We start from the raw sequence: 26,221 nt of genomic DNA, 5'->3' as shown, positions 1-26,221 counted from the left end.
CCCCGTAGCCTTACCCGATCAAATCAATCGGGCTTGGGCGGGGATAGCAACCCCTCCCTTTGGGTGCAAGGGATCAGCAGCAGCCGCCCGTTTCGGCCTGCCCGGTCACCTCAAATGGGCTTTCACCACCGCAGCCTTCGAAGATGCCGAAATGGGTTGAGAAATCACCGATGAACTCAAAGTGCCGCGCAAACCGCGTGTCTTTGAGCATCATCCATGTGTTGCCGCACACCGGAAACACCTTATCCGTCGCGATTGCGTGGTGGTCATCCAGCTCAAATATGTGCGCCGCATTGGGCACAGTGCCCTTATAGATCACGGCCTGACCATAATCTTCGCAGGCGGGTTCCAACGCAGGTAACTTGAACAGACGATAGGTGGCTGACAGGAATTTGAGCGGTGCCACGCGGTCCTCAAGAACCGGGTTTTCGATGGTCAAGGGGCGGTGCGTGACTCGACGCGGGTCGCCGAAACCGGCTTTGCGAGACATCGACAGAAAGTCATTCCAGTACAGCGCACCGGACAGACACTCGCCATACAGAACCTCATCCTCGGCCATTGCCTGCGGTACGCGACGATCCGCATAAACGTCCGAGAAATACATCTCTCCGCCGTCCTTAAGCAGGCGGTGCGCACCGCACAGAACTGCCTCCTTATCGGTGGCCAGGTTGATCACGCAGTTCGAAACGATGATATCGAAAGACCCCGCCTTTAAGTCCAGTTCATCCAGCTTTTCGATGTAGCCGTGATGGAATTCCACGTTGCTTTGGGCATATCCAAAGGTTTCGGCGTGATAATCCTGATGCGCGCGGGCGATATCCAACTGCTCGGGCGTCATATCCACGCCGACCACGCGCCCTTTCTCGCCCACCATGGCAGACAGGGCGTATACATCCCGACCCGCGCCACAGCCAAGATCAAGGATCCTCATCCCTTCCAGATCCAGCGGCGCGATCAGCCCGCAGCCGTAATAGCGGGTCAGCACGTCATCATGGACCTTGGCGAGGATTTTTTTCAGATGATCCGGCATATCGTCGTGCGTACAACACGCGTTGGTCTGCAGGTCCGCGCTGCTTTGCAGGACCTCGCCATAATAGTTCTGCACCGATTCATGCTTCATCGCTGTCATCCCCTGATCTGACTGATGTTGAGCTAACCCAGCACCGCGCACCGTGCAATCAAAAGCCGAGCAATCTGACGAAAGGTTGAGCTAGTCCAGCAGCTCAAAATCCAGATCCGCGCGCACCCGGCCATTCACCTGAATCTCCAGAAGATGTGCGCCGGGAACAAGCCTGAACGTGGTCGCATCGCCTTTGAGCTTGTGCTTTTTGCTCAAGGTCAGGTTTCCATTCCTTAGCGCGGCCTGTTTCAGCTTGTGAACTTTAGCCGATTTTTTGCCGCCAGGTCTTTGAAAATGGATGATATAATCAATCAAAACGGGTTGGTTCACCTCACCAGCCAATGAAACATCAAACTCAAGCGCGCCGCCAATCTTTGCCTGCCCATTTACCATAACCGAGACCTGTATATCGGCATCAGGGTCATATCCCAGCATCTTCATCGCGCGTGGGTGCCCGGCCTTAACCAGACCGCGCAGGGTATGAGAGGTCATCCACCGCAGCTCGTCCGCGTCTTGACGCTGTGAACGAGACCAGCCCTGCAGGCGGTCCAGTACCAGATCCGGGTCTTTTTTGGAGATGTCGTTCAGATGGTTGGCCACCGACCGCGTCACATAGCGCGTTTGGTCCTGATGTAGCCGATCCAGCAGAGGCAGCGGATCTGTTAATTCCAGCCCCACCGCCTGCCCCCATGGCAAACGCGGGCGTGTTCCTTCGGACACCAGACGCCGCACGTGATAGCTGTCATGTCCGCACCAATCCTCCAGCCGCTCCATGACGTGTTCGGGGTGGCGATTGAGAAATGGGCGAATGGCCCATTCCATCGAAAACCTCTGCGTCAGTTCAGCCAGCACGTCCAGCGCGAGGTCGGGGTGATCAAGGCCGACATTCACGACCCAATCCCCCAGCGGCGCAAAGATGAAATCGCCAAAATCGTCGTCGGTCTTGTTCGGATCCAGCGGCGGCGGCAAGGCCCGTAAAAGGGTCGGAGCGACAGTTGGCAGCTCACCCGGAACCTGTTGCTGCAGGCATTCGGCGATCCACGCCATCCGCTCTTTCAACTCAAGCTCGAGAAGGCGTGACATCACCTGCGTTTGAAACGCCTGTGCATCGAACCCTGGATCAGCCTCGGCAAAAAGCCTCGCCAGATAGCCGGTCTTTTCTGCATTAAACAACTGATCCTTCAGTGAAAACCCTTGCGCCATGGTCACATCGTCAGATTGGTCGCGCCACCATCCAACAGGATGTTCTGGCCGACGATAAAGCCCGCATGCTGCGAACACAGAAACGCGCAGGTTGCCCCGAACTCCTGCCGCGAGCCATAGCGGCGCGTGGGGATGGTTGCCTCACGCTGCGCGCGTGCCTCGTCAACGGAAATGCCTTGCTGCGCAGCCACACCACCGTCCAGAGAATCCGCTCGATCCGTCGCATGTATCCCCGGCAACAGGTTATTGATTGTCACACCATGCGGTGCGACCTGCCTGGACGTTCCGGCCACATATCCGGTTAGCCCGGTCCGTGCCGCATTAGACAGGCCAAGAACGGCAATCGGCGCCCGTACGGATTGCGAGGTGATATTCACCACCCGGCCCCAGCCCTTATCCATCATGCCGGGCAACAGGGCCTTCATGAAGGCAATCGGGGTCAGCATGTTGGCATCCAACGCCTTGATGAAGTCCTCGCGCTGCCAATCCGACCACAGGCCCGGAGGCGGACCGCCAGCATTTGTCACAAGAATATCAACGCCCTGCGCGGCAGCGATCACTTGCGCCTGCCCCTCCTCCGAGGTCACATCACACGCAACACTCTGCACATCGACACCAAATTCCGAACGCAAACGCGCGGCTTCAGCCTCTAACGCGTCGGCCCCTCGCGCGTTCATCACCAGATTCACACCAGCCGCCGCCAGAGCCTCGGCGCAGCCCAGACCCAAACCTTTGCTGCTGGCACAGACCAGCGCGCGCTTTCCACCTATTCCCAGATCCATCTGTTCCTCCCCATCTGTGATTATCCGCATGTCTTGCACCCAGCAGATAGGGAAGACAGATTGATGACAAGGGGTTAGTAGAAGAACTCTTCCCGGACGATCTTGCCATCCGCGACGTGATACAGCGCAACTTCGCGCATATCGAAGCTCTCACCGCTTTCCTTGAACTTGCCCTGCACCTCAAAGATCACGGCAAAACGGTCTTCGCCATGCACCATCGGGTCACTGACGTTTCCGCCCGTCACTTCGGTCGAACTCTCCCACCAATCGTGCTTGCCACGGATCGCGTCGCGCCCATGCGCCTCGCGTCCCATACCGGATGCATCGACGGCCTCAACCGAAACGGCATCTGCCGCATACAGCTTATCCAGATTGGCCTTGGCCCGGTTTTCCCGGCATCCCGCCACCAGCTCATCGGCGATTTCTTTCAAATTCATTGATCCTCTCCATTATCTGTTCACTATATGTTCTTATTGCCACAGGCAGACGATTCGAACCAGCCTCTTTGTCTTGCTTCGGCAGAATTCCCCGCCTATACGCGCGACTATGCTTGATACCGCCACGAACCAACCCACCTTGCCGCCCGAGATCGCCCGGCGCCGGACATTTGCCATCATCTCGCACCCGGATGCGGGCAAGACGACGCTGACTGAAAAGTTCCTGCTTTATGGCGGTGCCATTCAGATGGCCGGTCAGGTGCGCGCCAAGGGTGAGGCACGGCGGACACGTTCGGATTTCATGCAGATGGAGAAGGATCGCGGGATCTCGGTCTCAGCCTCGGCCATGTCCTTCGACTATGGAAACTTCCGGTTCAATCTGGTGGACACGCCCGGCCACAGCGATTTCTCGGAAGATACCTATCGCACTCTGACCGCAGTGGACGCGGCCGTGATGGTGATCGACGGCGCGAAAGGTGTGGAAAGCCAGACCCAGAAACTGTTTGAGGTCTGCCGCCTGCGCGACCTGCCGATCCTGACCTTCTGTAACAAGATGGACCGCGAAAGCCGCGATACGTTCGAAATCATCGACGAGATTCAGGAAATGCTGGCCATCGATGTCACACCCGCCGCGTGGCCCATTGGTGTAGGTCGCGACTTTATCGGCTGTTATGACATGCTGCGCGACCGGTTAGAGCTGATGGACCGCGCCGACCGCAACAAGGTGGCCGAAAGCATCCAGATCAACGGGTTGGACGACCCCAAGCTGGCCGAACATGTGCCCGAGCACCTGCTTGAGAAGCTGCTGGAAGAGGTTGAGATGGCACGCGAATTGCTGCCCGCGCTTGACCCCCAAGCGGTATTGGAAGGCCACATGACCCCGATCTGGTTCGGCTCGGCAATCAACTCGTTCGGCGTCAAGGAACTGATGGAAGGCATCGGCGCCTATGGTCCACAGCCGCAGGTACAGTCCGCGGAACCCCGCCAGATCGCACCGGAAGAAAAGAAAGTGTCCGGATTTGTCTTCAAGGTTCAGGCAAACATGGACCCCAAGCACCGCGACCGGGTGGCATTTGTGCGCATGGCCTCGGGCCATTTCAAACGCGGCATGAAGCTGACCCATGTTCGATCGAAAAAGCCGATGGCAATCTCGAACCCTGTGCTGTTTCTTGCATCCGACCGGGAACTGGCCGAAGAGGCCTGGGCCGGAGACATCATCGGCATCCCAAACCACGGCCAGCTGCGCATCGGCGACACGCTGACCGAGGGCGAAGCGATCCGGGTAACCGGCATCCCCTCCTTTGCGCCGGAACTGCTGCAGACCGTGCGCCCGGGCGATCCGATGAAAGCCAAGCATCTGGAAAAAGCCCTGATGCAATTCGCCGAGGAAGGCGCGGCCAAGGTGTTCAAACCGTCGATCGGATCGGGCTTTATCGTCGGCGTCGTTGGCGCACTGCAATTCGAGGTTCTGGCCAGCCGGATTGAGATGGAATACGGCCTGCCGGTACGGTTCGAGGCGTCTCAGTTCACCTCCGCCCGCTGGGTCAGTGGTGAAAAGGCTGAGGTCGAGAAATTCGTCAATGCCAACAAGCAGCACATCGCTCATGATCATGACGGCGACATCGTCTATTTGACTCGCCTGCAGTGGGACATCGACCGGGTCGTGCGGGACTATCCCGACCTGAACCTGACCGCCACCAAAGAGATGATGGCGTGACAGGGTCACGAGCTTCATATGCCGGATAATGTCCCAAGCTGGGGCATTGTATCAACGATCCGGGGCTCGGCCCCGGACATACTTCGGTTTGCGGCCTATCACCTCGATCTCGGGGCCGACCGGATGTATCTGTATCTGGACGAGCCCTGCCCGGCTGCGTTCAACGCCCTGAACCGCCACCCACGGATCGAAATACGCAACTGCGACGAAGGGTACTGGGCGAACCGAAAGCGCGAGAGGCCCGACAAACATCAGGTCCGGCAAACCGCAAATGCCAGCTTTACTTACAGAAAGGCTGAGGTCGACTGGCTTGCCCATATTGATCTGGACGAGTTCCTCTGGCCGCAATCCGACCTTGGCGCGATATTAGCGGAGATTCCGCAACATATCCCAGCGGTGCGCGTTCGTCCGATCGAGCCCGTGGGCGGAACCGAAGACCTGTACAAAGCCTATATCCCCGCTGGTCAGGGCCGTGATGGGATCGTTCAGGCACTATATCCGAATTTTGGCGGATTTGTTCTTGCTGGATTCCTCAGCCATGTTCAGGGTAAACTGTTTGTTCGCAAAGGCTTACCTCAGATCAATTTCCGGATTCACAATCTGTTTCAGGATGGCGAAATCCTCCCGACCAAGGTCGAGCTGCCCCAGGTTGATCTATGCCACCGTCATGCACCTGACTGGGATCATTGGCTAGCCCATTATCGGTTCCGGTTCGAAAAGGGCTCGTATCAGCCAGGCATGTCACCCAATGTTCCGCGCGAACAAGGCGGGATGAACATGAATGAATTACTGAGCTGGATCGAAGAAGAAGATGGGGCTCACGGCCTGCGGGCTTTCTATGATGAAATCAGTGGCGCCGACCAAGAAGTTCGCACCCGCCTCGAAAAGTTTGGGCTGATTAAGCACCGTCCGCTGGATTTGGATGGAAAAGTCGCGAAACATTTCCCCGGAAGTACCTGAATTGTTGCGATAAATCCGCATGGTCAGCCGGTGTCGCAGCATAAAAGTGACTTCATTTGACCCTGCCCCGTGATTTTGTTATGTCCCGCCAAGCCGAAATGCACAAAATATCGCATGGCCATCCGGGCCCGGCACATTCTTTACGCGCGGGCCAGGTTTTAGTGTCCGCAACAACCGGACATACATGACAAAGTTTAACGAACTGAACCTGAACCCGAAGGTCCTCAAAGCCATTGAGGAAGCCGGATACGAAACGCCAACACCGATCCAGGAAGGCGCAATCCCACCCGCGCTTGAGGGCAAGGACGTTCTGGGTATCGCCCAGACCGGTACAGGCAAAACCGCCAGCTTCACGCTACCGATGATCACATTGCTGGCCCGTGGCCGCGCACGTGCGCGCATGCCGCGGTCGCTGGTGCTGTGTCCGACGCGGGAACTGGCCGCGCAGGTGGCCGAGAATTTCGATACCTACTCAAAGCACTTGAAACTGACCAAAGCGCTGTTGATCGGCGGCGTCAGCTTTAAGGAGCAAGATGCGCTGATCGACCGTGGCGTCGACGTTCTGATCGCTACACCGGGTCGTCTGCTGGACCATTTCGAACGCGGCAAACTGCTGTTGACCGGCGTCCAGATCATGGTGGTGGATGAGGCCGACCGAATGTTGGATATGGGCTTTATCCCCGATATCGAACGCATTTTTTCGCTGACGCCGTTCACACGCCAAACGCTGTTCTTCTCAGCCACCATGGCGCCCGAGATTGAGCGGATCACCGATACATTCCTGTCGGCCCCAACCCGGATCGAAGTTGCCCGTCAGGCAACGGCCTCGGAAACCATCGAGCAAAGTGTGGTCATGTTCAAAGGTGGTCGCCGTGACCGCGAGGCCAGCGCCAAGCGCCAGGTCCTGCGTTCGCTGATCGACTCCGAGGGCGAAAAATGCACCAACGCGATCATCTTCTGCAATCGTAAGACCGATGTGGATATCTGTGCGAAATCGCTGAAGAAATACGGCTATGATGCTGCCGCGATCCATGGCGATCTCGATCAGTCACAACGGACGAAAACACTGGACGGTTTCCGTGACGGAACACTACGCCTGCTTGTCGCCTCGGACGTTGCAGCGCGCGGATTGGATGTGCCCTCGGTCAGTCATGTGATCAATTTCGACGTCCCCGGCCACCCCGAGGATTATGTGCACCGGATCGGCCGTACAGGTCGCGCCGGACGCGAAGGCAAAGCGATCACTATCTGTTCGGGACGCGATGAAAAAGCATTGGCCGCGATCGAGAAGCTGATTCAAAAAGAAATTCCTCGCTTGGACAATCCGGTAAAGGAAGAGCCGAAACCCGAGAGGCCAAAGCCCGAGAAAAAGGCCCGGCCAACAGAAGTCCGGCCAACAGAGGCCCCCAAAAGCGACGATAAAAGAGAAGATCGCAAGAAGGATAAAGAAGTCAGAGGCCGTGGACGGCGCGCTGACAACGGTCCTTCGGTCGTGGGAATGGGCGATCACCTGCCCAGCTTTATCGCGCTCAGCTTCGACGAACGCCGCACGGGTTAAATAGACAAAACCAACGCCAGAATTGATGCGCCCAATAACGTCATCCCGGCGATCTCGCGCCGGGTAATGGTTTCGCGGAAAAACAAGATCGACGCGAACAGGCTGAGGATCAGCTCGACCTGCCCCAGAGCCTTGACGTAGGCGGCGTTTTGCAAGGTGAATGCCAAGAACCAGCAGAACGATCCGCACAGGCTGGTCAGTCCGACAAATACGCCTGTTCGGCGTGTCTGCCACACGGCGCGCAGCTCGGCCCTGTCTCGCCACAACAGCCACAGGCCCATGCTGACGAACTGGAGCGAGACAACGACTGCCAGCGTCACAAGTGCCCGAAACCACGCATCAATCTCGCCCAGTTCAAGCGAGGCACCCCGATAACTGACCGAGGAAAACGCAAACAGCACACCTGATCCCAGGCCAAGCCGCGAGGCCCGGTTCGTCAGATGTCGCCACCACGCCCCGTCTCCACCGGGACTTTTCGACAGCAGCAACACAGCCGTCAGCCCCAGAAAGATCGCACCAAGCGACCAGGACGAGACCTGATCGCCCAGGACCAGAAAACCAACGATGGCGGTCTGGATTACTTCGGTTTTCTTAAAAGTTATGCCGACAGCAAAATTGCGCTGTTTGAACAAGGCGACGACACAGATCGTGGCAAGGATCTGAGCCGTTCCTCCAATGGTGGCAAACACCCAGAACCGGGCGGTCAACGGTGGCAAGGAATACCCCGTCAACTGCAGCGCCACGATCAGAGCGATTAGAACCAGCGGGATTGAATAGGCAAACCGGGCAAATGTCGCCCCGGCGGCCGTCAGCTTTACACTGCTCAGCGATTTTTGCAGCATGAACCGCACCGTCTGAAACGTTGCGGCGGCGATAGTGACAGGTATCCAGAGGCTCATGCCGCCTTTTGTGGCCGCAAATCAACCCTTTGGCCAGAGCGGATGCGCCACCGGGTCTTTTACCTTCCAGAAATACGCCCGGAAAACATCGGCATATGAAGGGTATACATAGGCCTTATTCGTGGCCAGATAGCCCTCTTTACCCTGCTGGTAGATCTTCGGAAGTTGATACCAGGGGGTACGCGGGTTCAGATGATGAACTACATGTAAATTGTTGTTCAAAAACAGAAAAGACAGTATCCCGCGATCTTCGATGATAACGGTTCTTGCCCCCACATCTTCATGCGCACGGTGTTCCAGAAAAGTGCGTATTTTGACAAGGCCAAGCCCCAAATACGCGGACAGGACATAGGCCCAGACCGGCATGGGCGACAAGGTCACGATCCAGATAACCGCAACCACGCCTGCCATATGCAAAGCCCATGCGCGCAATATGTCCCATTCGCCACGCGCGGCCCCTCGCAACTCGTCCCTGACAAAGGCAACCTGTCCGATTGCAGGGCCCAAAACGATCCGCCCCAGCAGAGTATTGTTCACCGATAACAACCGCCTGTGCCAATGGCCTAGCCCCGACCAAACTTTTGGGTCCAGATAGTTTGATTCAGGATCATCATAGGGATCGGTCAGCGTTGCATCCCGATGATGGGCCAGATGTAAGTCTCGGAACCGCTGATATGGGATGAACAAGCTCAAAGGCAGCGCCATCAGCGCCTCATTCATCCATCTGGTGCGAAAAGGATGCCCGTGCAGCGCCTCATGCGTTAATGATGAATGTAACGCGGCCACCGCGCCCATCACTGGAACCGCTAACCAGATGGGCAGGAAGAAGATCACGGCCAACCAGGCAGCATAACAGGCCAGCATCAGCGTGAAAGTGCCCCATTCCGGGCCCGGACGCTCAAGCATTGCGGCCCCAGGAAATGCCCGCCCAGACCCTCTCATAAATCACATAGAGCGTCAGACCGATTGCTGTGTTCACCACGGCCAGTGTTCCGCCAATCGCGGCGGATCCTGTGGCGATCAACCCGATCACCGACATGATGATCAGGCCCATCATGTTCCACACAACCGCTTTCACGACCGATCTGCGCCGTGTTTCCATTCCGTCACCCATAATATTGTTATGGCTTAAGAATTACGGCCCATCGATTAGGTTGAACATTCTGAATATGATTAACAAAACTCATCAAACATGATATTTATCACCACATGCAGGATAAAATAGACAAACGCGACCGTGCGGCTCAATTCCGTTTGCGCCTGGCCCGCGCAATGGAAGAACGCCAAATCAGCCGAAGCGCCTTCGCGCGCCAGATCGGTGTTGACCGCTCAACCGTATCGCAACTGTTGACCGATCACGGGGCACGGTTGCCGAATGCCCATGTTGTCGGAAGCTGCGCGACGGCATTGGGTGTTTCGGCGGACTGGTTGCTGAGCCTGTCTGACCGGCCGGAAAGCGCGGCCGAGTTGCTGGCTTTGTCGCTGAGCATGACTGAGGCCCCCCGCGCCCTGGTAGATGAGCGCATATTCGAGTGGCACCAAGAGGCAGCGGGTTACAAAATCAGATATGTTCCTGCGACCTTGCCCGACATGCTCAAGACCCGCACCGTTCTGGAATGGGAATACGCACCGCATCTGGGGCGCACGGCAGATCAGGCCATAGGTGCGTCCGAAGATCGACTGACCTGGATGCGCAGCGCCCAGTCCGATTACGAGATCGCAATGCCGATGTACGAAATCGACAGCTTTGCGCATGCAACCGGCTATTATCAAGGTCTTAGCCTTCGCAAGCGGCTGGATCAGATTGACCACCTTTTGGAGTTGTGTGAACAGCTCTACCCACGGCTGCGCATCTATCTGTTTGATGCCAAACGGCTGTATTCGGCTCCCGTAACGATTTTCGGTCCCCTTCTTTGCGTGTTTTACGCAGGAAGCCATTACATGGCCTTTCGCGATCGCGACCGGATTGAAATTTTCAGCCGCCATTTCGACACTCTGGTTCGCGAGGCGGTCGTGACCGCGCGGGACTTTCCAGAGCACCTGCAACAGCTCAGAGCAGCGATTTCCCGCGACATGTGATGCATCCCCGTTCAACCTGTGGTATCGTCGCCGGGCGCGAACTTTCGGGCATTCCGACCACAGACGGAGGACCACAGGAATGGACGCACTGAAAACAGCCCAATATGCACGGGCTTTGTACACGGCGCACGGTGACCAGGCCGAGGCAGAAGCCGCAATGAAAATGCGCGAATGCGAGGCCGCCGGGAACGCTAAGCAAGCCCGCGATTGGCAAGCCGTTCGTCAGACCATCCGCCAGATCCGAGGCCCCAACCAGGGCTAGGTTACAGTTTCGGGTCGGGATTGACCGTGTGACCATCCACCGCGATCACCTGACCCGACACCAACCGCGCCCCGCCAGAGGCCAGAAAGACAGCCATATTGGCGATGTCCTGCGCTTCGACGAAACGACCCATGGACGTGCCCGAGGCATAGCCCTGATAGACCTCGTCCCGGCTCATGCCTTTGGTCGCCGCCTCGCGTGCCAGAACGCCTTCCATCCTTGGGCCCTCCACCGCGCCGGGACAAATCGCATTGGCGCGGACGCCGTGAGGGCCAAGCTCCATCGCCAGTGTTTTCATTAATCCGATCACCGCCCATTTGGCCGCGGCATAGGGCGCACGAAACGGATAGCCATATTGCCCCGCAGTGGATGAGGTCAGGATGATGCTACCCGCCCGGGCGGATTTCATCAGCGGCGCGGCGTATTTGGCCGCCAGAAACGCCCCCTCCAGATTGACCGCTACGCAGCTACGCCAATCATTCAGGTCGATATCCTCGATTGCGCTGGTTGGCCCGGCAATTCCCGCATTGGCGCAGAGCGAATCCAGACCACCCGCATCAGAAATCGCGGCGAACACGGCGCGCATATCACCCTCATCCGACACGTCAGCATGGTGGGCTGTCCAATGATCCGGCACGCCATCTAGCGCCGCCCGATCAATATCTGTGATCCAGACATCATACCCGGCCGCATCAAACGCCTCTGCCATAGCCCGACCAACACCCGAAGCGCCAGCCGTCACCAACACCCGGCAGGTCATGAGGGTTTCCTGATCGCAACCCCGGCCCCTTCGGGATAAGGCAATCCGGCCTGCGCTTCGGCGATGCGGGCCATAGCGGCCTCAATTCTGGGCGATGGCGGGCTGGGGCGACGGGTGTCCAGGCTGACATGCAGCAAAAAGCTCTCCCCGGTCGCCAGCAGCGTCTCACCGCTATACATGCTGTGGAACACGTGCAGTTTCTTGCCCTGCCCCAACAGCATCTGGGTGCGCACCTCAATCTTTGCGCCCGCATGGACCTCATTCATGTAACGAATGTGGTTTTCCGCGGTGAAATAGCTGCCCCCGGACGAGATATATTCCATATCGCAGCCGATGATCTCCATGAACCGGTCGGTGGCGGCGGCGAAGGCCTCAAGGTATTTGGCTTCGTTCATATGGCCGTTGTAATCGGTCCAATCCAAAGGCACCGCACGGGACAGGGTCAGGATCGGTTGGCTCAGATCCGCTTGCTCCAATGATGGCAGCGCGCCCGGTTTCAGTAGCGCGTCATGCTGGTTCAGCACCGCCCCCGCGCCCCAGTTCTGCGCCTTGAGTGCGCGCATCATCCCCACGAGGTTGTTGTCGCGGATACGCTCCAGCTCGCGGATCGAATGCATGCCTGATTGCGCATCCGACTGATCCGCAATCAGATCCACAAGCTCGTCAGTGAATTCGGGCACATCCATCAGCTTGGTCCAGGGCCATTTCAGTGCCGGGCCGAACTGCGCCATAAAATGCCGCATCCCAGCCTCGCCGCCGGCGACACGATAGGTTTCGAACAGACCCATCTGCCCCCAACGGATGCCAAACCCCATACGGATCGCCTCGTCGATTTCCTCGGTCGTGGCGACGCCGTCCTTGACAAGCCACAGCGCCTCGCGCCAGACGGCCTCAAGGAACCGATCAGCGATATGTGCGTCGATCTCTTTCTTGACGTGCAGCGGGAAGAATCCGACCGATTTCAGAAGGTCTTGCGCCCGTTCGATCATCTCGGGCGGGTTCGCGCCAGTTGGCACCAATTCGATCAGCGGCAGAAGGTATACCGGGTTGAACGGATGCGTCACCACGATCTGTTCGGGGCGCAGCGCGCCGTCCTGCAATTCAGACGGCTTGAACCCACTGGTCGAGGAGCCGATGATCGCACCCGGATCACAAGCCTCTTGCAAGCCCTTGTAAACTTTCAGCTTCAGGTCCAGACGTTCCGGCACGCTTTCCTGAATCCAAGCAGCACCCTGCACTGCATCGGCCATATCATCATGGAATGACAACGCACCTTCAGGAGGCAACGGGACGTCGCTCAGCCCCGGCAGCGAGCGGCGCGCATTGTCCAGAACTTCGCCGATTTTACGCTCGGCTTCCGGGTCCGGGTCGAATACCCGAACGTTCCAACCGTTCAGCAGGAACCGCGCGGCCCATCCGCCGCCGATAACTCCGCCGCCAATGATTGCTGCTGTTTTTGTCATCACTTCACTACTTTCAACTCTTGAGGGTCAAACCCATTTTCGCTCAGTACGTCACGCGCAATCGTCAGTTGATTTTGTGTGATCGTTAAATCTCTGCTCAGTACAACTGCAAACGACCTATCTGTGCGGGCCAATACAACCATCTGCTCCCCGTCACCCACGTAGATGATGTGAAACTTTGTGGGGCTTGCGGCAGTGATGTCATATTCAAGTGCAGACTCGGATCGCCGGGTAGGCACGCTCAGGTGGTTTTCAAAGCAATCACTTGCTCCTGCGATGTACCCAAAACATTCGGTCCGGTCCGGGTCACGCAATTGATAGCTAGGGTATGGCTGTCCCTCAAGCCTCACAAAAAGCCGCTGCTTGCCCTTGCTTTTGCGTCTGGACGCAGCAACCTCAAAATACGGTTCGTCAAAGATCGACCAGTTCACCGCTTCGACGGGTTGAATATTAAATTGACGTGCTCGAAAGCCCTCATTGTCTACCAAGCCACACGTTGGAATCAATCCAACGAGCAAGCATCCAACTACCCATGAAAGAACTCGGCGGAACATGGCGCGCCTAGCTTTTCGGCGCCCGCTTCACCAAGCCCAGCTTCTCACGCACTTCTGCGGGGCCAATCACGCGCGCACCCATGTTCTCGATGATGCTGCCCGCGCGTTCAACCAGTTGCCAGTTCTCGGCCAGCACGCCTTTGTCCAGCCACAGGTTGTCCTCCAACCCGACCCGTACATTGCCGCCCGCCAGAACCGAGGCGGCCACATAGGCCATCTCGTTCCGACCCAGTGAAAAGGCGCTGAAGGTCCAGTCGTCCGGCACGTTGTTCACCATCGCCATGAAGGTGTTCAGATCGTCCGGCGCGCCCCACGGCACGCCCATGCACAGCTGAACCAGAGCGTTCGGTTCCAAAACGCCCTCTTTCACCAACTGCTTGGCGAACCAAAGATGGCCGGTATCAAAGGCCTCAATCTCGGGCTTTACACCCAGATCGGTCATCATCTGGCCCATCGCGCGCAACGCACCCGGCGTGTTGGTCATCACATAATCGGCCTCGGCAAAATTCATGGTGCCGCAGTCGAGGGTGCAGATTTCCGGCAGGCATTCGGCCACATGGGCCACACGCTCGGTCGCGCCAACCAAATCAGTTCCCGCCTCGGCCAGCGGCAGCGGGTTTTCGATACCGCCAAACACCATGTCGCCACCCATGCCAGCAGTCAGGTTCAGCACGGCGTCGACCTCGGCATCGCGAATGCGATCTGTGACCTCACGATACAGTGCCAGATCACGCGAAGGCGCTCCGGTCTCAGGGTCGCGCACATGGCAATGCACCACCGCTGCCCCTGCCTTGGCTGCAGCTATCGCGCTGTCGGCGATCTGCTTTGGCGAACGCGGCACATGCGGGCTGCGATCCTGCGTCCCACCCGAGCCTGTGACGGCGCATGTAATGAAGACTTCGCGGTTCATTTCCAAAGGCATGGCGTTCTCCCCAGCTTATACCCGGTTAACCCTGAGTTTTCCCCAGGCTTCTCCACGGATTCCGATTTGCTTTCGCCCCCGAGTTTGCCGCAGCTTTGGTCAAACACTTGTCAGAATGCGAATCGAACTTGATGAAATCCGCAAAAAACATATTGCAGCCCGAACATCGTGCCCTGAAAACGGCTGTGCTGGTGCTGGACGAATGCAACACGCTCAGCTTTGCGTCGGCCGTTGATCCAATGCGTGCCGCCAATCGGTTGGCGGATCGTCCGGCCTTTGACTGGGATTATGTGACAGCCACTGCTGAACCGGCCATGCTGACCAGTGCGCTTTCGGTTCCGGGTGTACCTTTGGCCCGGCTGCAATCCTGCGATCTGATGATTGTCGTTGCCGGGTTCCAACTGGCCCGCCATGCCACACCCAGCCTGCTGGCCGGCCTACGCCGCATCGCCAAGACCGGCGCCACAATGGCAGGTATTGATGGCGGTCCTTGGCTGCTGGCCGAGGCAGGCCTGCTGGACGGCCACGCCGCCACCACCCATTGGGAAGATTTGGAGAACTTCTCTGCCCGCTTCCCCGAAGTGGACGTGCGCCCTGACCGGTTTACCGTTTCTGAAGGCCGCCTGACCTCGGGCGGGGCGATCCCAGCGGTCGAGATGATGCTGCATATCATCGCCGCCCGCCATGGCGCCGGATTTGCCGCCCGCGTCTCGGGTCTGTTCCTCTATGACGGTGCGCCTGATCCCACAAAACCACAAAGCCGCACCGGTGCGCCGCACCGCCACACAGCTTTGACCGCCAAAGCCAATACGCTGATGCAATCCGCACTGGACGACCCTATGCCATTGGCAGATATCGCCGAAACCCTGGGCACCAGTTCACGCACCCTGCAACAGCAATTCCGCCTGCGCCTGAACACCACGCCGCAGGACCATTACCTGCAGCTCCGACTGGCCGAGGCGCGCAGATTGGTGACGGACACCGATATGTCACTGATGGATGTGGCTCTGGCGACGGGTTTCGCCTCGCAATCCAGCTTTTCCCGTGCCTTTCGCACAGCGCACGGCCTTTCGGCCCGGGACCTGAGGCAAGACAGGACACAACCCAGCCATCACTAAGCGGATCTGCTTCATCTGGCTGAAATACCTCGGGGGAGGCTCCGCCTGCGGAGACGAGGCCAGCGTCCCTAAAACGGCATAGGATGCGCGCGATGCGCTTCGGTGATTTCAGTCAGGATTTCCCCAGAAAGGCGAAGTTCCTTACCGTCGAGAATATGCCCAAGCTGCGCCACCGTTGTCGCGCCGAAAATGGCCGACATCATGAAGGGCCGCGTCCGGCACCAGGCCAGCGCCATATGGACCGGGTCCAGATCGTGGCGGTCAGCGATCTCTAGATAGGCCGCAACCGCCTCAAATGCCCGTCTGCGATGACGTCCACCCACCTCAGGCACCAATGACATCCGCGAACCCTCGGGCACCATGCCGTTTTGGTATTTCCCGGTCAAAAATCCGGCGGCAAGCGGTGAAAAGGCCATCAGCCCCGCATCCTCATGCGCGCTCAGCTCGGCCATATCGGTGTCGAAATGCCGGCACATCAAAGAATACTCATTCTGAACCGATGCCACGCGAGGCGTGCCGGTGGCTTCGGCGATCCGCAACCACTGAGCGGTGCCCCAAGCGCTTTCGTTCGAAAGGCCAAACGCTCGGATATTTCCTTTGTTGACCTGTTCCTTCAGGGCAACAAGGCACTCGTGCATATTGTCCAGAACCTCATCGGTATTGTGCCCCGAAGGCGCATAGGTCCAGTTTTGCCGGAACATATAGCTGCCGCGGTTCGGCCAGTGAAACTGATAAAGGTCGATGCAATCCGTTTGCAGTCGGCGCAAGGAACCTTCGACCGCCTCGGGGATTGTCTGCGGTGAAATCGGTGCGCCATCGCGCGCATGTGCGAACCCTGCCCCAGAATGCTTGGTTGCCAGAACATATTCACCACGCCGTGACGGGTTGGCGGCGTTCCAGTTGCCCAGAATTTCTTCGGTCCGGCCCACCGTCTCTTTCGAGATGGGATTCACCGGATACATCTCGGCGGCATCGACAAAATTAATGCCCCCATCAAGTGCCATGTCCATCTGAGTATGCGCGTCGGCCTCGGATGTCTGCGTACCAAATGTCATCGTACCCAGACACAGGTCTGTCACCATGATTCCAGTACGGCCCAGGGGCTTCATTTCCATCGCTCATTCTCCTGAAATCTGCGGAGGCCCTATGCCTCGGCTTTTTTTTCCCACCGGCCCGATTCCTCGGACCAATATTGCGCCGAACAGCCCGCCCCGGTCAGTGTTTTCCATTGCCCGCGGGCATGTTGGAGAGCCTGATCATCATTCCCATCGAACAGGATGCACACGCGTTCCAGCGCGTTCACTTCCTCGGGTTCAACCGCGGCACCATCAACAGCCATCACGCAAGCCGGATCATTTGCGGCCTCGGCCCCTGTCGTCAGCAATATGGGCTGGTCCCTGTCATGCGGCCCCCCGGTGCGGCCATGTGGCAGGAACCCTTCCTCGGGGCCCTGCCACAGCTTTTCGTCCAACCAATCCATCCGTGCGGGATCAGTTCCCCGCACGGCTATCTTCCACCCGGCCTGCCGCGCCTTGTCCAGCAACACGGGCAAGGTGTTTTCCAGCGGTTGGCGGGTCAGGTGATAGAAATAAACGGCGCCCATTGGATTATTCGAAATTGTCCTGCACGAACCGGCTCAGTGCGCGGACACCCCAACCGGTGGCCCCTTTGGGCGCATAGGATGTCTCGGTTGCAATCGAAGCCACCCCAGCAATGTCCAGATGGATCCAGGGGGTTTCGTCCTTCACGAACCGCTGCAGGAACTGCGCAGCAGTGATGGATCCGGCAGGTCGTCCACCGACATTCTTCATATCGGCGATACGCGATTTCAGCTGCTCGTCATAGGCTTTGCCCAGCGGCATCCGCCATGCGCCCTCATCCTCGGCCCCGGCAGCCTTTAGGAAGGCGTTGCAGAACGTGTCATTGTTCGAAAAGACACCGGCATTCTCATGCCCAAGCCCAATGATGATCGCGCCGGTCAATGTTGCCAGGTCGATCATGCCCACGGGGGCAAACCGCTCTTGCGCGTACCACATCACATCACACAGGACCAAACGGCCCTCGGCGTCGGTATTGATGACCTCGACCGTGTCGCCCTTCATCGACTTGACGACATCGCCGGGGCGCGTGGCATTGCCCGAAGGCATGTTTTCCACTAGCCCGACAAGGCCCACGACATTGGCTTTGGCCTTGCGCTTGGCCAGCGCCCGCATGGTGCCGGCGACCACACCTGCCCCACCCATGTCCATAGTCATGTCTTCCATGCCTGCAGCGGGTTTCAAGGAAATGCCGCCGGTGTCAAACACGACGCCCTTACCCACCAGCGCCAGCGGCGCATCATCCTTGTCGCCTCCATTCCACTGCATCACCACAACCTTGGACGGGCTGACCGAGCCCTGCCCGACGCTTAACAAGGTGCGCATACCCAATTCGGCCAGTTTGTCTTCGTCGAGCACTTCGACGTCCAGGCCAAGTGCCTTCATTTCGGACAAACGATCCGCGAATTCGGTCGTTGTCAGCACATTGGCGGGTTCATTGGTCAGGTCCCGTGTCATCCGAACGCCATCGGCAATCGCATACAGCGGTGCGAATGAGGCTTCGACCTCATCATGTTTCTGATGACTGATTGTTACTGGTCCGGCTTCATCCGAATCTCGGGTTTTATGGGCATCGAAATCATAGCTGCGCAAAACGATCCCCAATGCCAGTTCTTCGGTCCGAGCCTGATTTCCGGCCATGACCAACAAGGGCTGGTGATCAGACAATTTGGCCAGCTTCGCCCCGGCCTTGCGCGCCTCTGCAGCATCGGCACGGCGCGACAGCACGAGAATATCAAGCGCTTCAGCGGCCATTCCGCCTGGCCAGGCAAGAGAGACTACATCGCCGGATTTCACCTTTTCGAACCGGTCGCTTTCGACAAGTCGCGCGACTGCGCCCCGGGTCAGACGGTTGGCGCGGCGTGCAGCTGGGTTCATCTTGCCTTCATCCGAGACAATAATCACGACGCGCCCTTTGGTCTGCGCCATCACGTCCACGTCAAAAGCCTTAAACTGAATTGGAACAAGACTGCTCATTGGGAACTCCTGAAAATCTGTTTCCCAAGACCTAGCCCGCGGCGACCGCATTGACCAGATAGCAGTTTTCCCCGCCGGGCATTTGCATTACAGTCGCGGAAAAAGTTCCGGCAGGGTCGGAGAGCGGGAGGGCGAATTGGCAAATCGGGGCAGGCATAGGCCGTTGCGCGCTGGCGCATGTACCGCTGATTCTCTTAACTTCAAGGCCCCCGCTGCAGGCAACGCAGTGATGCCGGGGGCGCGTTTGTGATCCTGGATCGATATTTTGCCCGCCGGTTCACCCAGAGCTTTCTGGTCATTGGCTGTATCTTTTTGACGCTGATGATTCTGATCGATCTGATTGAACAGGTACGGCGCTTTGATGAGGTCGATCTGTCATTTGGCCGGCTTTTGTATCTGACCCTATTGAATACGCCCGCCGCCATCGGTGAGATGCTGCCCCTGCTGATCATCCTGTCCACGATTGCGTTGTTCATCGGATTGGCGCGCAGCTCGGAATTGGTGGTGACGCGCTCGATCGGGCGATCTGGAATTCGCGTCCTGCTTGCACCTGTAACTTTGGCCCTGTTGATCGGAGCCTTGGCGGTTGCGGTGCTTAACCCGTTTGCTGCCGCAACTTCCGAAGAATTCCAACGGCTTTCCGATTCCTACCGTAACCGCACCAGCTCAGCTCTTTCGATCAGCAGTGAGGGTTTGTGGTTACGGCAAGCTACAGAAGAGGGCCAATCGGTTGTCCACGCGCGCCGAACGTCCAACGGTAACACCCTGCTGTTGAAGGACGTCACCATAATAACATTCGACGCGATTGGTCAGCCGACACGCCAGATCTCTGCCAAACAGGCCAAGTTGGAAGACGGTTTTTGGGTTTTACAGGATGCCAAGATCTGGCCGCTTATGAACGGCATCAATCCCGAAGCTGGCTCGAAAGAGCATGATCGTCTGGAGATTCCGACCACCCTGACACGTCAGCGCATTCTGGACAGGCTGGCCAACCAGGATTCGATGTCTGTCTACGATTTGCCCCAGTTGATCCGAGACCTGCGCGAGGCGGGCTTTTCGACCAAGCAATACGAGGTCTGGTTTCAGGTCCAACTGGCAAGACCTCTGTTTCTGGTCGCAATGGTCTTGATTGGCGCGGCCTTTACCATGCGGCATGTCCGGTTCGGCGGCACCGGAATAGCGGTGCTGACGGCCGTGTTACTGGGCTTCGCCATCTATTTCGTCCGTAATTTCGCGCAAATATTGGGAGAAAACGGTCAGTTGCCTATCTTCGTTGCAGCCTGGGCCCCGCCATTTGCGGCCATCCTTCTTTCTCTTGGCCTGCTGTTGCACGCGGAGGATGGCTGATGCGCAAATTCGCTCTGCTATTGCTCTCGGGTGCGGTTGCATTGTCTTTGCCTTCGGGTGTCCTGGCCCAGACTTTGCCGGAACAGGATCAAACGACGGACGCGTCCCAGCAAGAGCCACCAGCCTTACTTGTCGCCGACAAGATTTTCATAACCCCAGAGCGTGTGCTGATCGCAGAGGGCAATGTCGAAGCGTTTCAGGGTGACGTCAAAATGACGGCCAGTCGGGTTTTGTACGACCGCGAAAGCGGTGAGCTTACACTGGAAGGACCGATCCGGATTGATCAGGGCAATCGAACGACAGTTCTGGCGGATTCCGCAGAACTCGACCGGGGTTTGCTCAACGGCCTTTTGATCGGCGCCCGAATGGTGTTCGACCAACAGGTGCAAATTGCCTCGGTGCAGGCGACACGTGCAGGCGGCAGATACACCCAGTTCAGCAAAGTCTCGGCGACGTCTTGCCATGTCTGCACGGATGGGCGGCCACCGCTCTGGCAAATCCGTGCCCGCAAGGTGACCCATGATCAGTTGGAACGACAGCTCTATTTCGAAGGTGCGCAATTCCGTGTGCTGGATGTGCCGGTCTTCTATTTCCCTTACCTGCGTCTCCCCGATCCAACGCTGGACCGGGCGACTGGTTTTCTGGTCCCATCGGTCCGCACCACCTCGCAGTTGGGCACAGGCATAAAGGTTCCCTATTTCTTCAAGCTTGGAGATCACAAGGACCTCACGTTGACACCTTACCTTTCCGGTAAGACCAGAACTCTGGGCTATCGCTATCGTCAGGCCTTTAAGAACGGACGGCTCACAATCGAAGGCGCGCATACTCGCGATGACCTTCAACGGGACGAGGCGCGCGGATATTTCTTTACCAACGGCTGGTTTGATCTGCCGGACGACTATCGCCTGACCTTCAACATTCGAACCACGTCCGACGATTCCTATCTGGCTGATTACGGCCTGCCCGACTTTGACCGTCTGCGCAGCGAAATTGCCCTGGAAAGGATCAAGCGCGATACCGCTTTCCGGACCAGCCTAAACCACTATAAAACCTTGCGAGATAGCGAGGATCAGGATCAGATTCCTTCTCGCATCTTCGACCTGAACTATCGCAAACGCTTCTTCCCGGCAGCTGTCGGAGGAGAGGTGCGGATGGCTTTCATCGGCCATGCCCATGAAAGAACGAGCAATGAGGACGTTATCGGGCGCGATGTTGCCCGAGCGACCTTCGATACCGAATGGCTGCGCAGCTGGATACTGGGCTGGGGGCTGCGTGCAGATGCCCAAGTAGGCGCGTCAATCGACACGTTCAATATCCGCCACGACAGCGCCTATCCCGATCAGGTGACCCGCACGACCCCGCGCGCCGCACTGACGCTGCGCCTGCCAATGACCCGCCGCGAGGCGTCGGGCGCAACCCAGTTGCTGGAACCCATCGCGCAGATCGGGTGGACGCATGTCTCCGACAATGATGTTCCTATCGACGAAAGTACGTTTCAGGAGTTTGACCAGGGTAACCTGTTATCCCTGTCCCGATTCCCTGCCGAGGACAGGCGCGAAGATGGGGTCAGCGGCGTTGTTGGGGTGAATTGGGCGCGTTATGGCTCCAGGGGCTGGCAAGCGCGTGCCACGATCGGTCAGGTCTTTCGTGCGGATGCTGATCCCGACTTTAACCTTACATCGGGCCTTCAGGGCACTTCGTCCGATGTGTTGATCGCCGGTCAACTTGAAACGCCCAATGGGTGGTCTTTGGCCGGGCGAGGTTTGGTGAACGGAGATTTCAGCTTTGCCAAGGCCGAGCTGCGTGCTGCATGGCAAAAGGAAACAACGGCCCTCAGCGGAAGCTATGTCTGGCAAGAACCCGATCCCGCAGAAAATGTCGACGATGAGATTTCCGAGATCTGGTTGCGCGGGCGGTACGACATCGATCAGAACTGGCAAACCCGTGCTCAGGCGCGGTATGACCTGAGCGAATCTGAACCGATCAGATATGGGTTGGGTATCACGTACCGGAACGAGTGTGTTCAGGTTAACATGTCGGTCAGCAGGCGCTATACCTCGTCATCAAGTATTGAGCCTTCGACCGAATTCGGCTTTACCGTAGCTCTGACAGGATATTCTGTCGAAGGTGGCGGCAAACAGTACAAGAGAAGATGCAGTTGATAACAGGTTTTTCACGTTTCTTTCGTTCCAGCCATATCGGGCTGGTTGCTCCGGCACTGGTTGCAGTTTCGATTGCCATAGCACCTGTAAAGGCAGTGGCGCAGAACCTGTTCTCGCCTGCCATAAAGGTCAATCAAGACATCGTGACCTGGTATGAGCTGGAACAGCGCCTGCAATTCCTGTCGATTCTGGGTGTTCCCGGCGCAACCGAGGAAGACGTGCGCAAAGCTCTGATAGACGACCGCCTGCGCAAACAGGCGATGCGCGACGCTGGAATCGTGGTCGCCCCCGAAGACGTTCAGGTTGGAATAGACCAATTTGCAGCCCGCGGTCAGCTTTCGAGCGACGAATTCCTGCAGCTTCTGGCGGATGCCGGTGTTGACCGTGAGACGGTTCGGGATTTCATCGAGGATCAGATTTCCTGGCGTGAATTCGTCAGCGCGCGTTTTCTGTCGCAGGCGAGACCATCGGAAGACGAGATCAATCGCGCACTTGGACAATCTGGAAGTGGCGGCCTGCAAGTCCTTCTTTCGGAAATCATTATTCCTGTGAACCAACAAAACCTGCCACAGGTTCAACTGCTGGCCGAAGAGATCGCCTTGATCGAGGGCTATGATTCCTTTTCAACCGCCGCAACACAGTACTCGGCGGCCGGAACTCGCACCAATGGGGGGCGCCTTGACTGGTTGAACTTGACCGATCTGCCCCCGGCGCTGCAGCCGGTCATCATCGGGCTCAAAAATGGTGACGTCACCCAGCCCATTCCGCTGCCCAATGCCGTTGCACTGTTTCAGATGCGCGGTTTGCGTGAGACCGCTGCGAGTACGCCCACCTATTCCGAGATCGACTATGCTGTCTATTACATGCCCGGTGGTCGTAGCACGGAAACACTGGCCGCAGCCGAAAAGCTGAAAGAAGAAATAGACACTTGCGATGATCTGTACGGTATCGTGCAAAACAAGCCAGCAGAAGTCTTAGAGCGGAATGTCAGCAAACCGTCGGAAATCCCGCGCGATATCGCATTGGAACTAGCCAAACTGGACCTGAACGAAGTTTCAACCACGTTGACCCGTAACAACGGCCAAACACTGGCTTTTGTGATGTTGTGCACACGTACCCGCAACCTTGGCGAAGAGACAACGCGTGCAGATGTCGCCAATGCTCTGACCCAGCAAAGGCTGCAAACACTTGCAGAAAGCCTGTTGGGGCAAATGCGTGCCGACGCAACTATTGTTGAACAATGAAGCCAATCGCGCTCAGCTGCGGCGACCCGGCCGGAATTGGGCCCGAGATCGCCGCAAAAGCCTGGGCCAGCCTTAGAACCACCTGCCCTTTCTTCTATATTGGCGATGCCGCGCATTTGCCGCCCGAGACACCGTCGGTACAGATCAGCGACGCCTCTCAGGCGGTCGAGATCTGTGGCTCTGCCCTGCCCGTACTGCAACTGGACTTTCCAGCCCCCAACCGGTCTGGGCACCCTAATCCAGCCAACGCCAGATCAGTTGTCACTGCCATTGAAACCGGCGTGGCGCTGGTTCAGTCCGGTTCTGCATCGGCGCTATGTACCGCACCGATCCACAAGAAAGCACTTATCGACGGGGCAGGTTTCTCATTCCCCGGCCATACTGAATTTCTGGGCGCCTTGGCTGGGTCCCAACGTGTTGTGATGATGCTGGCGAGCGACCAGCTGCGCGTTGTACCAGCAACCATCCACATCCCGCTCTCACGCGTTCCTTGCGAGCTTACGCCCGAGCTTTTGCGGGAAACCATCGAAATCACCGCCCAGGGACTACAATCACAGTTCGGTATTGCCACCCCGCGGATAGCCGTCGCGGGCCTCAACCCGCATGCCGGTGAAGGCGGCAAGATGGGACAAGAAGAACTGGACTGGATTGCGCCGCTGATCGCGGAGCTGCCCCGCAAAGAGTATACCGTAACCGGCCCGCACCCCGCGGATACATTGTTCCACGCCGCAGCGCGCGCGCGCTATGACGCCGCCATCGCCATGTATCACGATCAGGCTCTGATTCCGATCAAGACGCTGGATTTCGATCGCGGTGTGAACGTCACACTAGGCCTTCCATTTATCCGAACCTCACCCGATCACGGGACTGCACTGGACATTGCGGGGCAAGGCCTTGCAAACCCGACCAGCCTGATCGAAGCGCTGAAACTTGCCCAGCAGATGGCACAAAGCTCTTGATCCTTCAGCGGGCTGTAAATATCCCGGCCAGAGGTAAAAATTCTCTGGCGCTCTCCTATCAAACCGCGCCACGGTGATCGGATCATGAGCACTATCGACAACCTTCCCCCTCTGCGCGAGGTTATCGCCTCGCATCAACTCTCGGCTCGCAAGTCGCTGGGCCAGAACTTTTTGCTGGACCTGAACCTGACCGCCAAGATCGCGCGGCAGGCCGGAGATCTTGCGGAATGCGATGTTCTGGAAATCGGCCCCGGCCCCGGCGGGCTGACCCGTGGGCTACTTTCAGAAGGTGCGCGCAAGGTTATCGCAGTTGAAAAAGACACACGCTGTATCGCTGCCCTAAACGACATCGCCGCCGCCTATCCCGGTAGGCTTGAGGTCATCAACGGTGACGCGCTTGAGATTGATCCGCTTGTGCATCTCACACCACCGATCCGTGTGGCGGCGAACCTGCCCTATAACGTCGGCACCGAATTGCTGGTCCGCTGGCTGACTCCGCCGCAATGGCCTCCGTTCTGGCAAAGCCTGACCCTGATGTTTCAGCGCGAAGTGGCGGAACGGATCGTCGCCCAACCCGGCGGAAAAGCCTATGGCCGCTTGGCCATCCTTGCCCAATGGCGGGCCGACGCGCGCATCGCCATGTCACTGCCACCCGGCGCGTTCACCCCGCCCCCCAAGGTTTCAAGCGCTGTGGTCCACCTGACCGCCCTGCCTCAACCACGATATCCGGCTGACCCTGCCACCCTGTCCCGCGTGGTTGCCGCCGCATTTAATCAGCGCCGCAAGATGCTGCGGGCTTCACTGAAAGGCGTCGCACCCGATATCGAAGACCGCCTGATAGCCGCCGGGATCAAACCCACCGAACGTGCGGAACAAGTGCCTTTAGAAGCGTTCTGCGCATTGGCCCGCGAAGTCAAAAGATCCTGAAACAAAAAAACCCTGCAGTCTAACAGATCGCAGGGTTTTTCTTTTCTATACTGGCTGATTTACTCTGCCGCTTCAGGCGTATCACCGTTGCCGGAGGGCGTGTCCTCAGTCGCAGCAGGTGCGGCTTTGGGCTTGCGCGCCCGAGGCCGACGGGCCGGTTTTTCTTTTTTCTCGGCCTCTTCAGGGCTTTTGCTTTCAGGCGTTTCTACAAGCCCGGATTCCGGAGCAGCTGCGTCAGCGGCAAACCCCATCACATCAGGTTGAGGTGCCTCAGCGGGATCCGACTGGCGGACGGTTTCGCGTTCCTGACGCTCGGCACGCTCACGATCTCGTTCAGCCTGGCGTTCGCGATTCTGACGCTCTTGCTCCTCACGGCGTGCATCCATTTCACGCTGAGCTTCGCTAAGCAAACGCAGGTAATGTTCGGCGTGCTGCTGAAAGTTTTCGGCAGCTACACGGTCGTTAGACAACTGAGCATCGCGTGCAAGCTGATTATATTTATCAATAATCTGTTGCGGCGTGCCACGCACTTTGCCCTCTGGGCCAGAACTGTCGAAAACTCGGTTTACGACGTTGCCGCCAGAAGGACGATTGCGGTTATTCTTTGCCCGAGAGCGGGATTTGGAAGATCTCATCTACTTTAGTCAGCCTTGTCGTTCGCTGCCGATCAGTTC

The 26,221-nt window shown here is 57.8% G+C and carries 26 protein-coding genes; 11 read left to right on the top strand and 15 right to left on the bottom strand.

Features of this window, described 5'->3' with window-relative positions; all coding sequences use genetic code 11:
- Nucleotides 1-73: 73 nt before the first annotated feature.
- From AC2FJV_RS05420 to AC2FJV_RS05405, 4 genes are all read right to left on the bottom strand, one after another.
- The gene (locus AC2FJV_RS05420; protein WP_496712942.1) at nt 74-1,120 is read right to left on the bottom strand and encodes a methyltransferase domain-containing protein; all 1,047 of its coding nucleotides are present in this window, start codon (nt 1,118-1,120) and stop codon (nt 74-76) included.
- Between the two features lie 90 nt (nt 1,121-1,210).
- On the bottom strand, nt 1,211-2,323 hold the full coding sequence (locus tag AC2FJV_RS05415; protein WP_496712940.1) for a YhaZ family DNA alkylation repair protein: 1,113 nt from the start codon (nt 2,321-2,323) through the stop codon (nt 1,211-1,213).
- Between the two features lie 2 nt (nt 2,324-2,325).
- Nucleotides 2,326-3,105, bottom strand: coding sequence for an SDR family oxidoreductase (locus AC2FJV_RS05410; RefSeq protein ID WP_496688658.1), 780 nt, complete (start codon nt 3,103-3,105; stop codon nt 2,326-2,328).
- Between the two features lie 74 nt (nt 3,106-3,179).
- Complete coding sequence (locus AC2FJV_RS05405) at nt 3,180-3,542, bottom strand: nuclear transport factor 2 family protein (RefSeq protein ID WP_142633450.1); 363 nt, start codon at nt 3,540-3,542, stop codon at nt 3,180-3,182.
- Between the two features lie 109 nt (nt 3,543-3,651).
- Here AC2FJV_RS05405 and AC2FJV_RS05400 point away from each other — a divergent pair, with 109 nt between their 5' ends.
- From AC2FJV_RS05400 to AC2FJV_RS05390, 3 genes are all read left to right on the top strand, one after another.
- On the top strand, nt 3,652-5,259 hold the full coding sequence (locus AC2FJV_RS05400; RefSeq protein ID WP_281971993.1) for a peptide chain release factor 3: 1,608 nt from the start codon (nt 3,652-3,654) through the stop codon (nt 5,257-5,259).
- 18 nt (nt 5,260-5,277) lie between these two features.
- The gene (locus AC2FJV_RS05395) at nt 5,278-6,219 is read left to right on the top strand and encodes a glycosyltransferase family 2 protein (protein WP_496712938.1); all 942 of its coding nucleotides are present in this window, start codon (nt 5,278-5,280) and stop codon (nt 6,217-6,219) included.
- Nucleotides 6,220-6,403: 184 nt separating this feature from the next.
- Nucleotides 6,404-7,777: a DEAD/DEAH box helicase gene (locus AC2FJV_RS05390; protein WP_281994523.1), complete on the top strand. Its 1,374-nt coding sequence runs from the start codon at nt 6,404-6,406 to the stop codon at nt 7,775-7,777.
- Here the strand turns inward: AC2FJV_RS05390 and AC2FJV_RS05385 are convergent.
- The 3 genes from AC2FJV_RS05385 to AC2FJV_RS05375 are packed head-to-tail and all read right to left on the bottom strand — an operon-like array spanning nt 7,774 to nt 9,778.
- Nucleotides 7,774-8,676 (bottom strand): EamA family transporter, encoded by a 903-nt coding sequence (locus AC2FJV_RS05385; RefSeq protein ID WP_496712936.1) that lies wholly within the window; start codon nt 8,674-8,676, stop codon nt 7,774-7,776. The two genes, AC2FJV_RS05390 and AC2FJV_RS05385, sit on opposite strands and share 4 nt — an antisense overlap.
- Before the next feature lie 21 nt (nt 8,677-8,697).
- A complete protein-coding gene (locus AC2FJV_RS05380; protein WP_496693443.1) occupies nt 8,698-9,582 on the bottom strand; it encodes a fatty acid desaturase in 885 nt (294 codons plus the stop codon).
- Nucleotides 9,575-9,778, bottom strand: coding sequence for a DUF2061 domain-containing protein (locus AC2FJV_RS05375; protein WP_271947413.1), 204 nt, complete (start codon nt 9,776-9,778; stop codon nt 9,575-9,577). The genes AC2FJV_RS05380 and AC2FJV_RS05375 overlap by 8 nt, the downstream gene beginning before the upstream one ends.
- Nucleotides 9,779-9,885: 107 nt before the next feature.
- On the opposite strand from AC2FJV_RS05375, the gene AC2FJV_RS05370 reads away from it, so the two are divergent.
- Both AC2FJV_RS05370 and AC2FJV_RS05365 read left to right on the top strand, forming a co-directional pair.
- Nucleotides 9,886-10,755 carry a helix-turn-helix domain-containing protein gene (locus tag AC2FJV_RS05370; protein WP_271947415.1) on the top strand — a complete coding sequence of 290 codons (870 nt, stop codon included), beginning with the start codon at nt 9,886-9,888 and terminating at the stop codon, nt 10,753-10,755.
- A gap of 79 nt (nt 10,756-10,834) precedes the next feature.
- Complete coding sequence (locus tag AC2FJV_RS05365) at nt 10,835-11,017, top strand: hypothetical protein (protein WP_271947417.1); 183 nt, start codon at nt 10,835-10,837, stop codon at nt 11,015-11,017.
- 1 nt (nt 11,018) lies between these two features.
- Here AC2FJV_RS05365 and AC2FJV_RS05360 read toward each other — a convergent pair whose 3' ends face one another.
- From AC2FJV_RS05360 to bcoG, 4 genes are read right to left on the bottom strand one after another with little or no spacing between them, the layout of a single operon-like run.
- Nucleotides 11,019-11,777, bottom strand: coding sequence for an SDR family oxidoreductase (locus AC2FJV_RS05360; protein ID WP_496712934.1), 759 nt, complete (start codon nt 11,775-11,777; stop codon nt 11,019-11,021).
- On the bottom strand, nt 11,774-13,240 hold the full coding sequence (locus AC2FJV_RS05355) for a carnitine 3-dehydrogenase (RefSeq protein WP_496712932.1): 1,467 nt from the start codon (nt 13,238-13,240) through the stop codon (nt 11,774-11,776). Before AC2FJV_RS05355 ends, AC2FJV_RS05360 begins: the two co-directional genes overlap by 4 nt.
- A complete protein-coding gene (locus AC2FJV_RS05350) occupies nt 13,240-13,794 on the bottom strand; it encodes a lipocalin/fatty acid-binding family protein (RefSeq protein ID WP_496712930.1) in 555 nt (184 codons plus the stop codon). The genes AC2FJV_RS05355 and AC2FJV_RS05350 overlap by 1 nt, the downstream gene beginning before the upstream one ends.
- A 7-nt stretch (nt 13,795-13,801) precedes the next feature.
- Nucleotides 13,802-14,716: a 3-dehydrocarnitine:acetyl-CoA trimethylamine transferase BcoG gene (bcoG, locus tag AC2FJV_RS05345; protein WP_142633428.1), complete on the bottom strand. Its 915-nt coding sequence runs from the start codon at nt 14,714-14,716 to the stop codon at nt 13,802-13,804.
- A 131-nt stretch (nt 14,717-14,847) separates the two neighbouring features.
- On the opposite strand from bcoG, the gene AC2FJV_RS05340 reads away from it, so the two are divergent.
- Nucleotides 14,848-15,834 carry a GlxA family transcriptional regulator gene (locus AC2FJV_RS05340; protein WP_142633426.1) on the top strand — a complete coding sequence of 329 codons (987 nt, stop codon included), beginning with the start codon at nt 14,848-14,850 and terminating at the stop codon, nt 15,832-15,834.
- Between the two features lie 68 nt (nt 15,835-15,902).
- On the opposite strand, the gene AC2FJV_RS05335 is transcribed toward AC2FJV_RS05340, so the two are convergent.
- From AC2FJV_RS05335 to AC2FJV_RS05325, 3 genes are read right to left on the bottom strand one after another with little or no spacing between them, the layout of a single operon-like run.
- Nucleotides 15,903-16,949 carry an aldo/keto reductase gene (locus AC2FJV_RS05335; protein WP_496712928.1) on the bottom strand — a complete coding sequence of 349 codons (1,047 nt, stop codon included), beginning with the start codon at nt 16,947-16,949 and terminating at the stop codon, nt 15,903-15,905.
- Nucleotides 16,950-16,978: 29 nt separating this feature from the next.
- Nucleotides 16,979-17,437, bottom strand: coding sequence for a DNA polymerase III subunit chi (locus AC2FJV_RS05330; RefSeq protein WP_271947429.1), 459 nt, complete (start codon nt 17,435-17,437; stop codon nt 16,979-16,981).
- A gap of 4 nt (nt 17,438-17,441) precedes the next feature.
- Nucleotides 17,442-18,908, bottom strand: coding sequence for a leucyl aminopeptidase (locus tag AC2FJV_RS05325; RefSeq protein ID WP_496712926.1), 1,467 nt, complete (start codon nt 18,906-18,908; stop codon nt 17,442-17,444).
- Nucleotides 18,909-19,154: 246 nt separating this feature from the next.
- Between AC2FJV_RS05325 and lptG the strand changes: the two genes are divergently transcribed.
- From lptG to rsmA, 5 genes are all read left to right on the top strand, one after another.
- Nucleotides 19,155-20,255 carry an LPS export ABC transporter permease LptG gene (gene lptG, locus AC2FJV_RS05320; protein ID WP_142633419.1) on the top strand — a complete coding sequence of 367 codons (1,101 nt, stop codon included), beginning with the start codon at nt 19,155-19,157 and terminating at the stop codon, nt 20,253-20,255.
- On the top strand, nt 20,255-22,417 hold the full coding sequence (locus tag AC2FJV_RS05315; protein ID WP_496712924.1) for an LPS-assembly protein LptD: 2,163 nt from the start codon (nt 20,255-20,257) through the stop codon (nt 22,415-22,417). Before lptG ends, AC2FJV_RS05315 begins: the two co-directional genes overlap by 1 nt.
- Entirely contained in the window at nt 22,408-23,661 is a 1,254-nt protein-coding gene (locus AC2FJV_RS05310; RefSeq protein WP_496712922.1) for a peptidylprolyl isomerase, read from the top strand. The genes AC2FJV_RS05315 and AC2FJV_RS05310 overlap by 10 nt, the downstream gene beginning before the upstream one ends.
- Nucleotides 23,658-24,620 carry a 4-hydroxythreonine-4-phosphate dehydrogenase PdxA gene (gene pdxA, locus AC2FJV_RS05305; protein WP_496688311.1) on the top strand — a complete coding sequence of 321 codons (963 nt, stop codon included), beginning with the start codon at nt 23,658-23,660 and terminating at the stop codon, nt 24,618-24,620. The genes AC2FJV_RS05310 and pdxA overlap by 4 nt, the downstream gene beginning before the upstream one ends.
- An 84-nt stretch (nt 24,621-24,704) precedes the next feature.
- Nucleotides 24,705-25,547: a 16S rRNA (adenine(1518)-N(6)/adenine(1519)-N(6))-dimethyltransferase RsmA gene (gene rsmA / locus AC2FJV_RS05300; protein WP_496712920.1), complete on the top strand. Its 843-nt coding sequence runs from the start codon at nt 24,705-24,707 to the stop codon at nt 25,545-25,547.
- Nucleotides 25,548-25,606: 59 nt separating this feature from the next.
- Here rsmA and AC2FJV_RS05295 read toward each other — a convergent pair whose 3' ends face one another.
- Nucleotides 25,607-26,182, bottom strand: coding sequence for a DUF4167 domain-containing protein (locus AC2FJV_RS05295; protein WP_281971982.1), 576 nt, complete (start codon nt 26,180-26,182; stop codon nt 25,607-25,609).
- Between the last annotated feature and the right edge of the window lie 39 nt (nt 26,183-26,221).

Source organism: Ruegeria sp. CDSA241 (genome assembly GCF_059611265.1).
The sequence above is the reverse complement of the archived record's forward strand: the minus strand, read 5'-3'. Positions and strand labels throughout refer to the sequence as shown.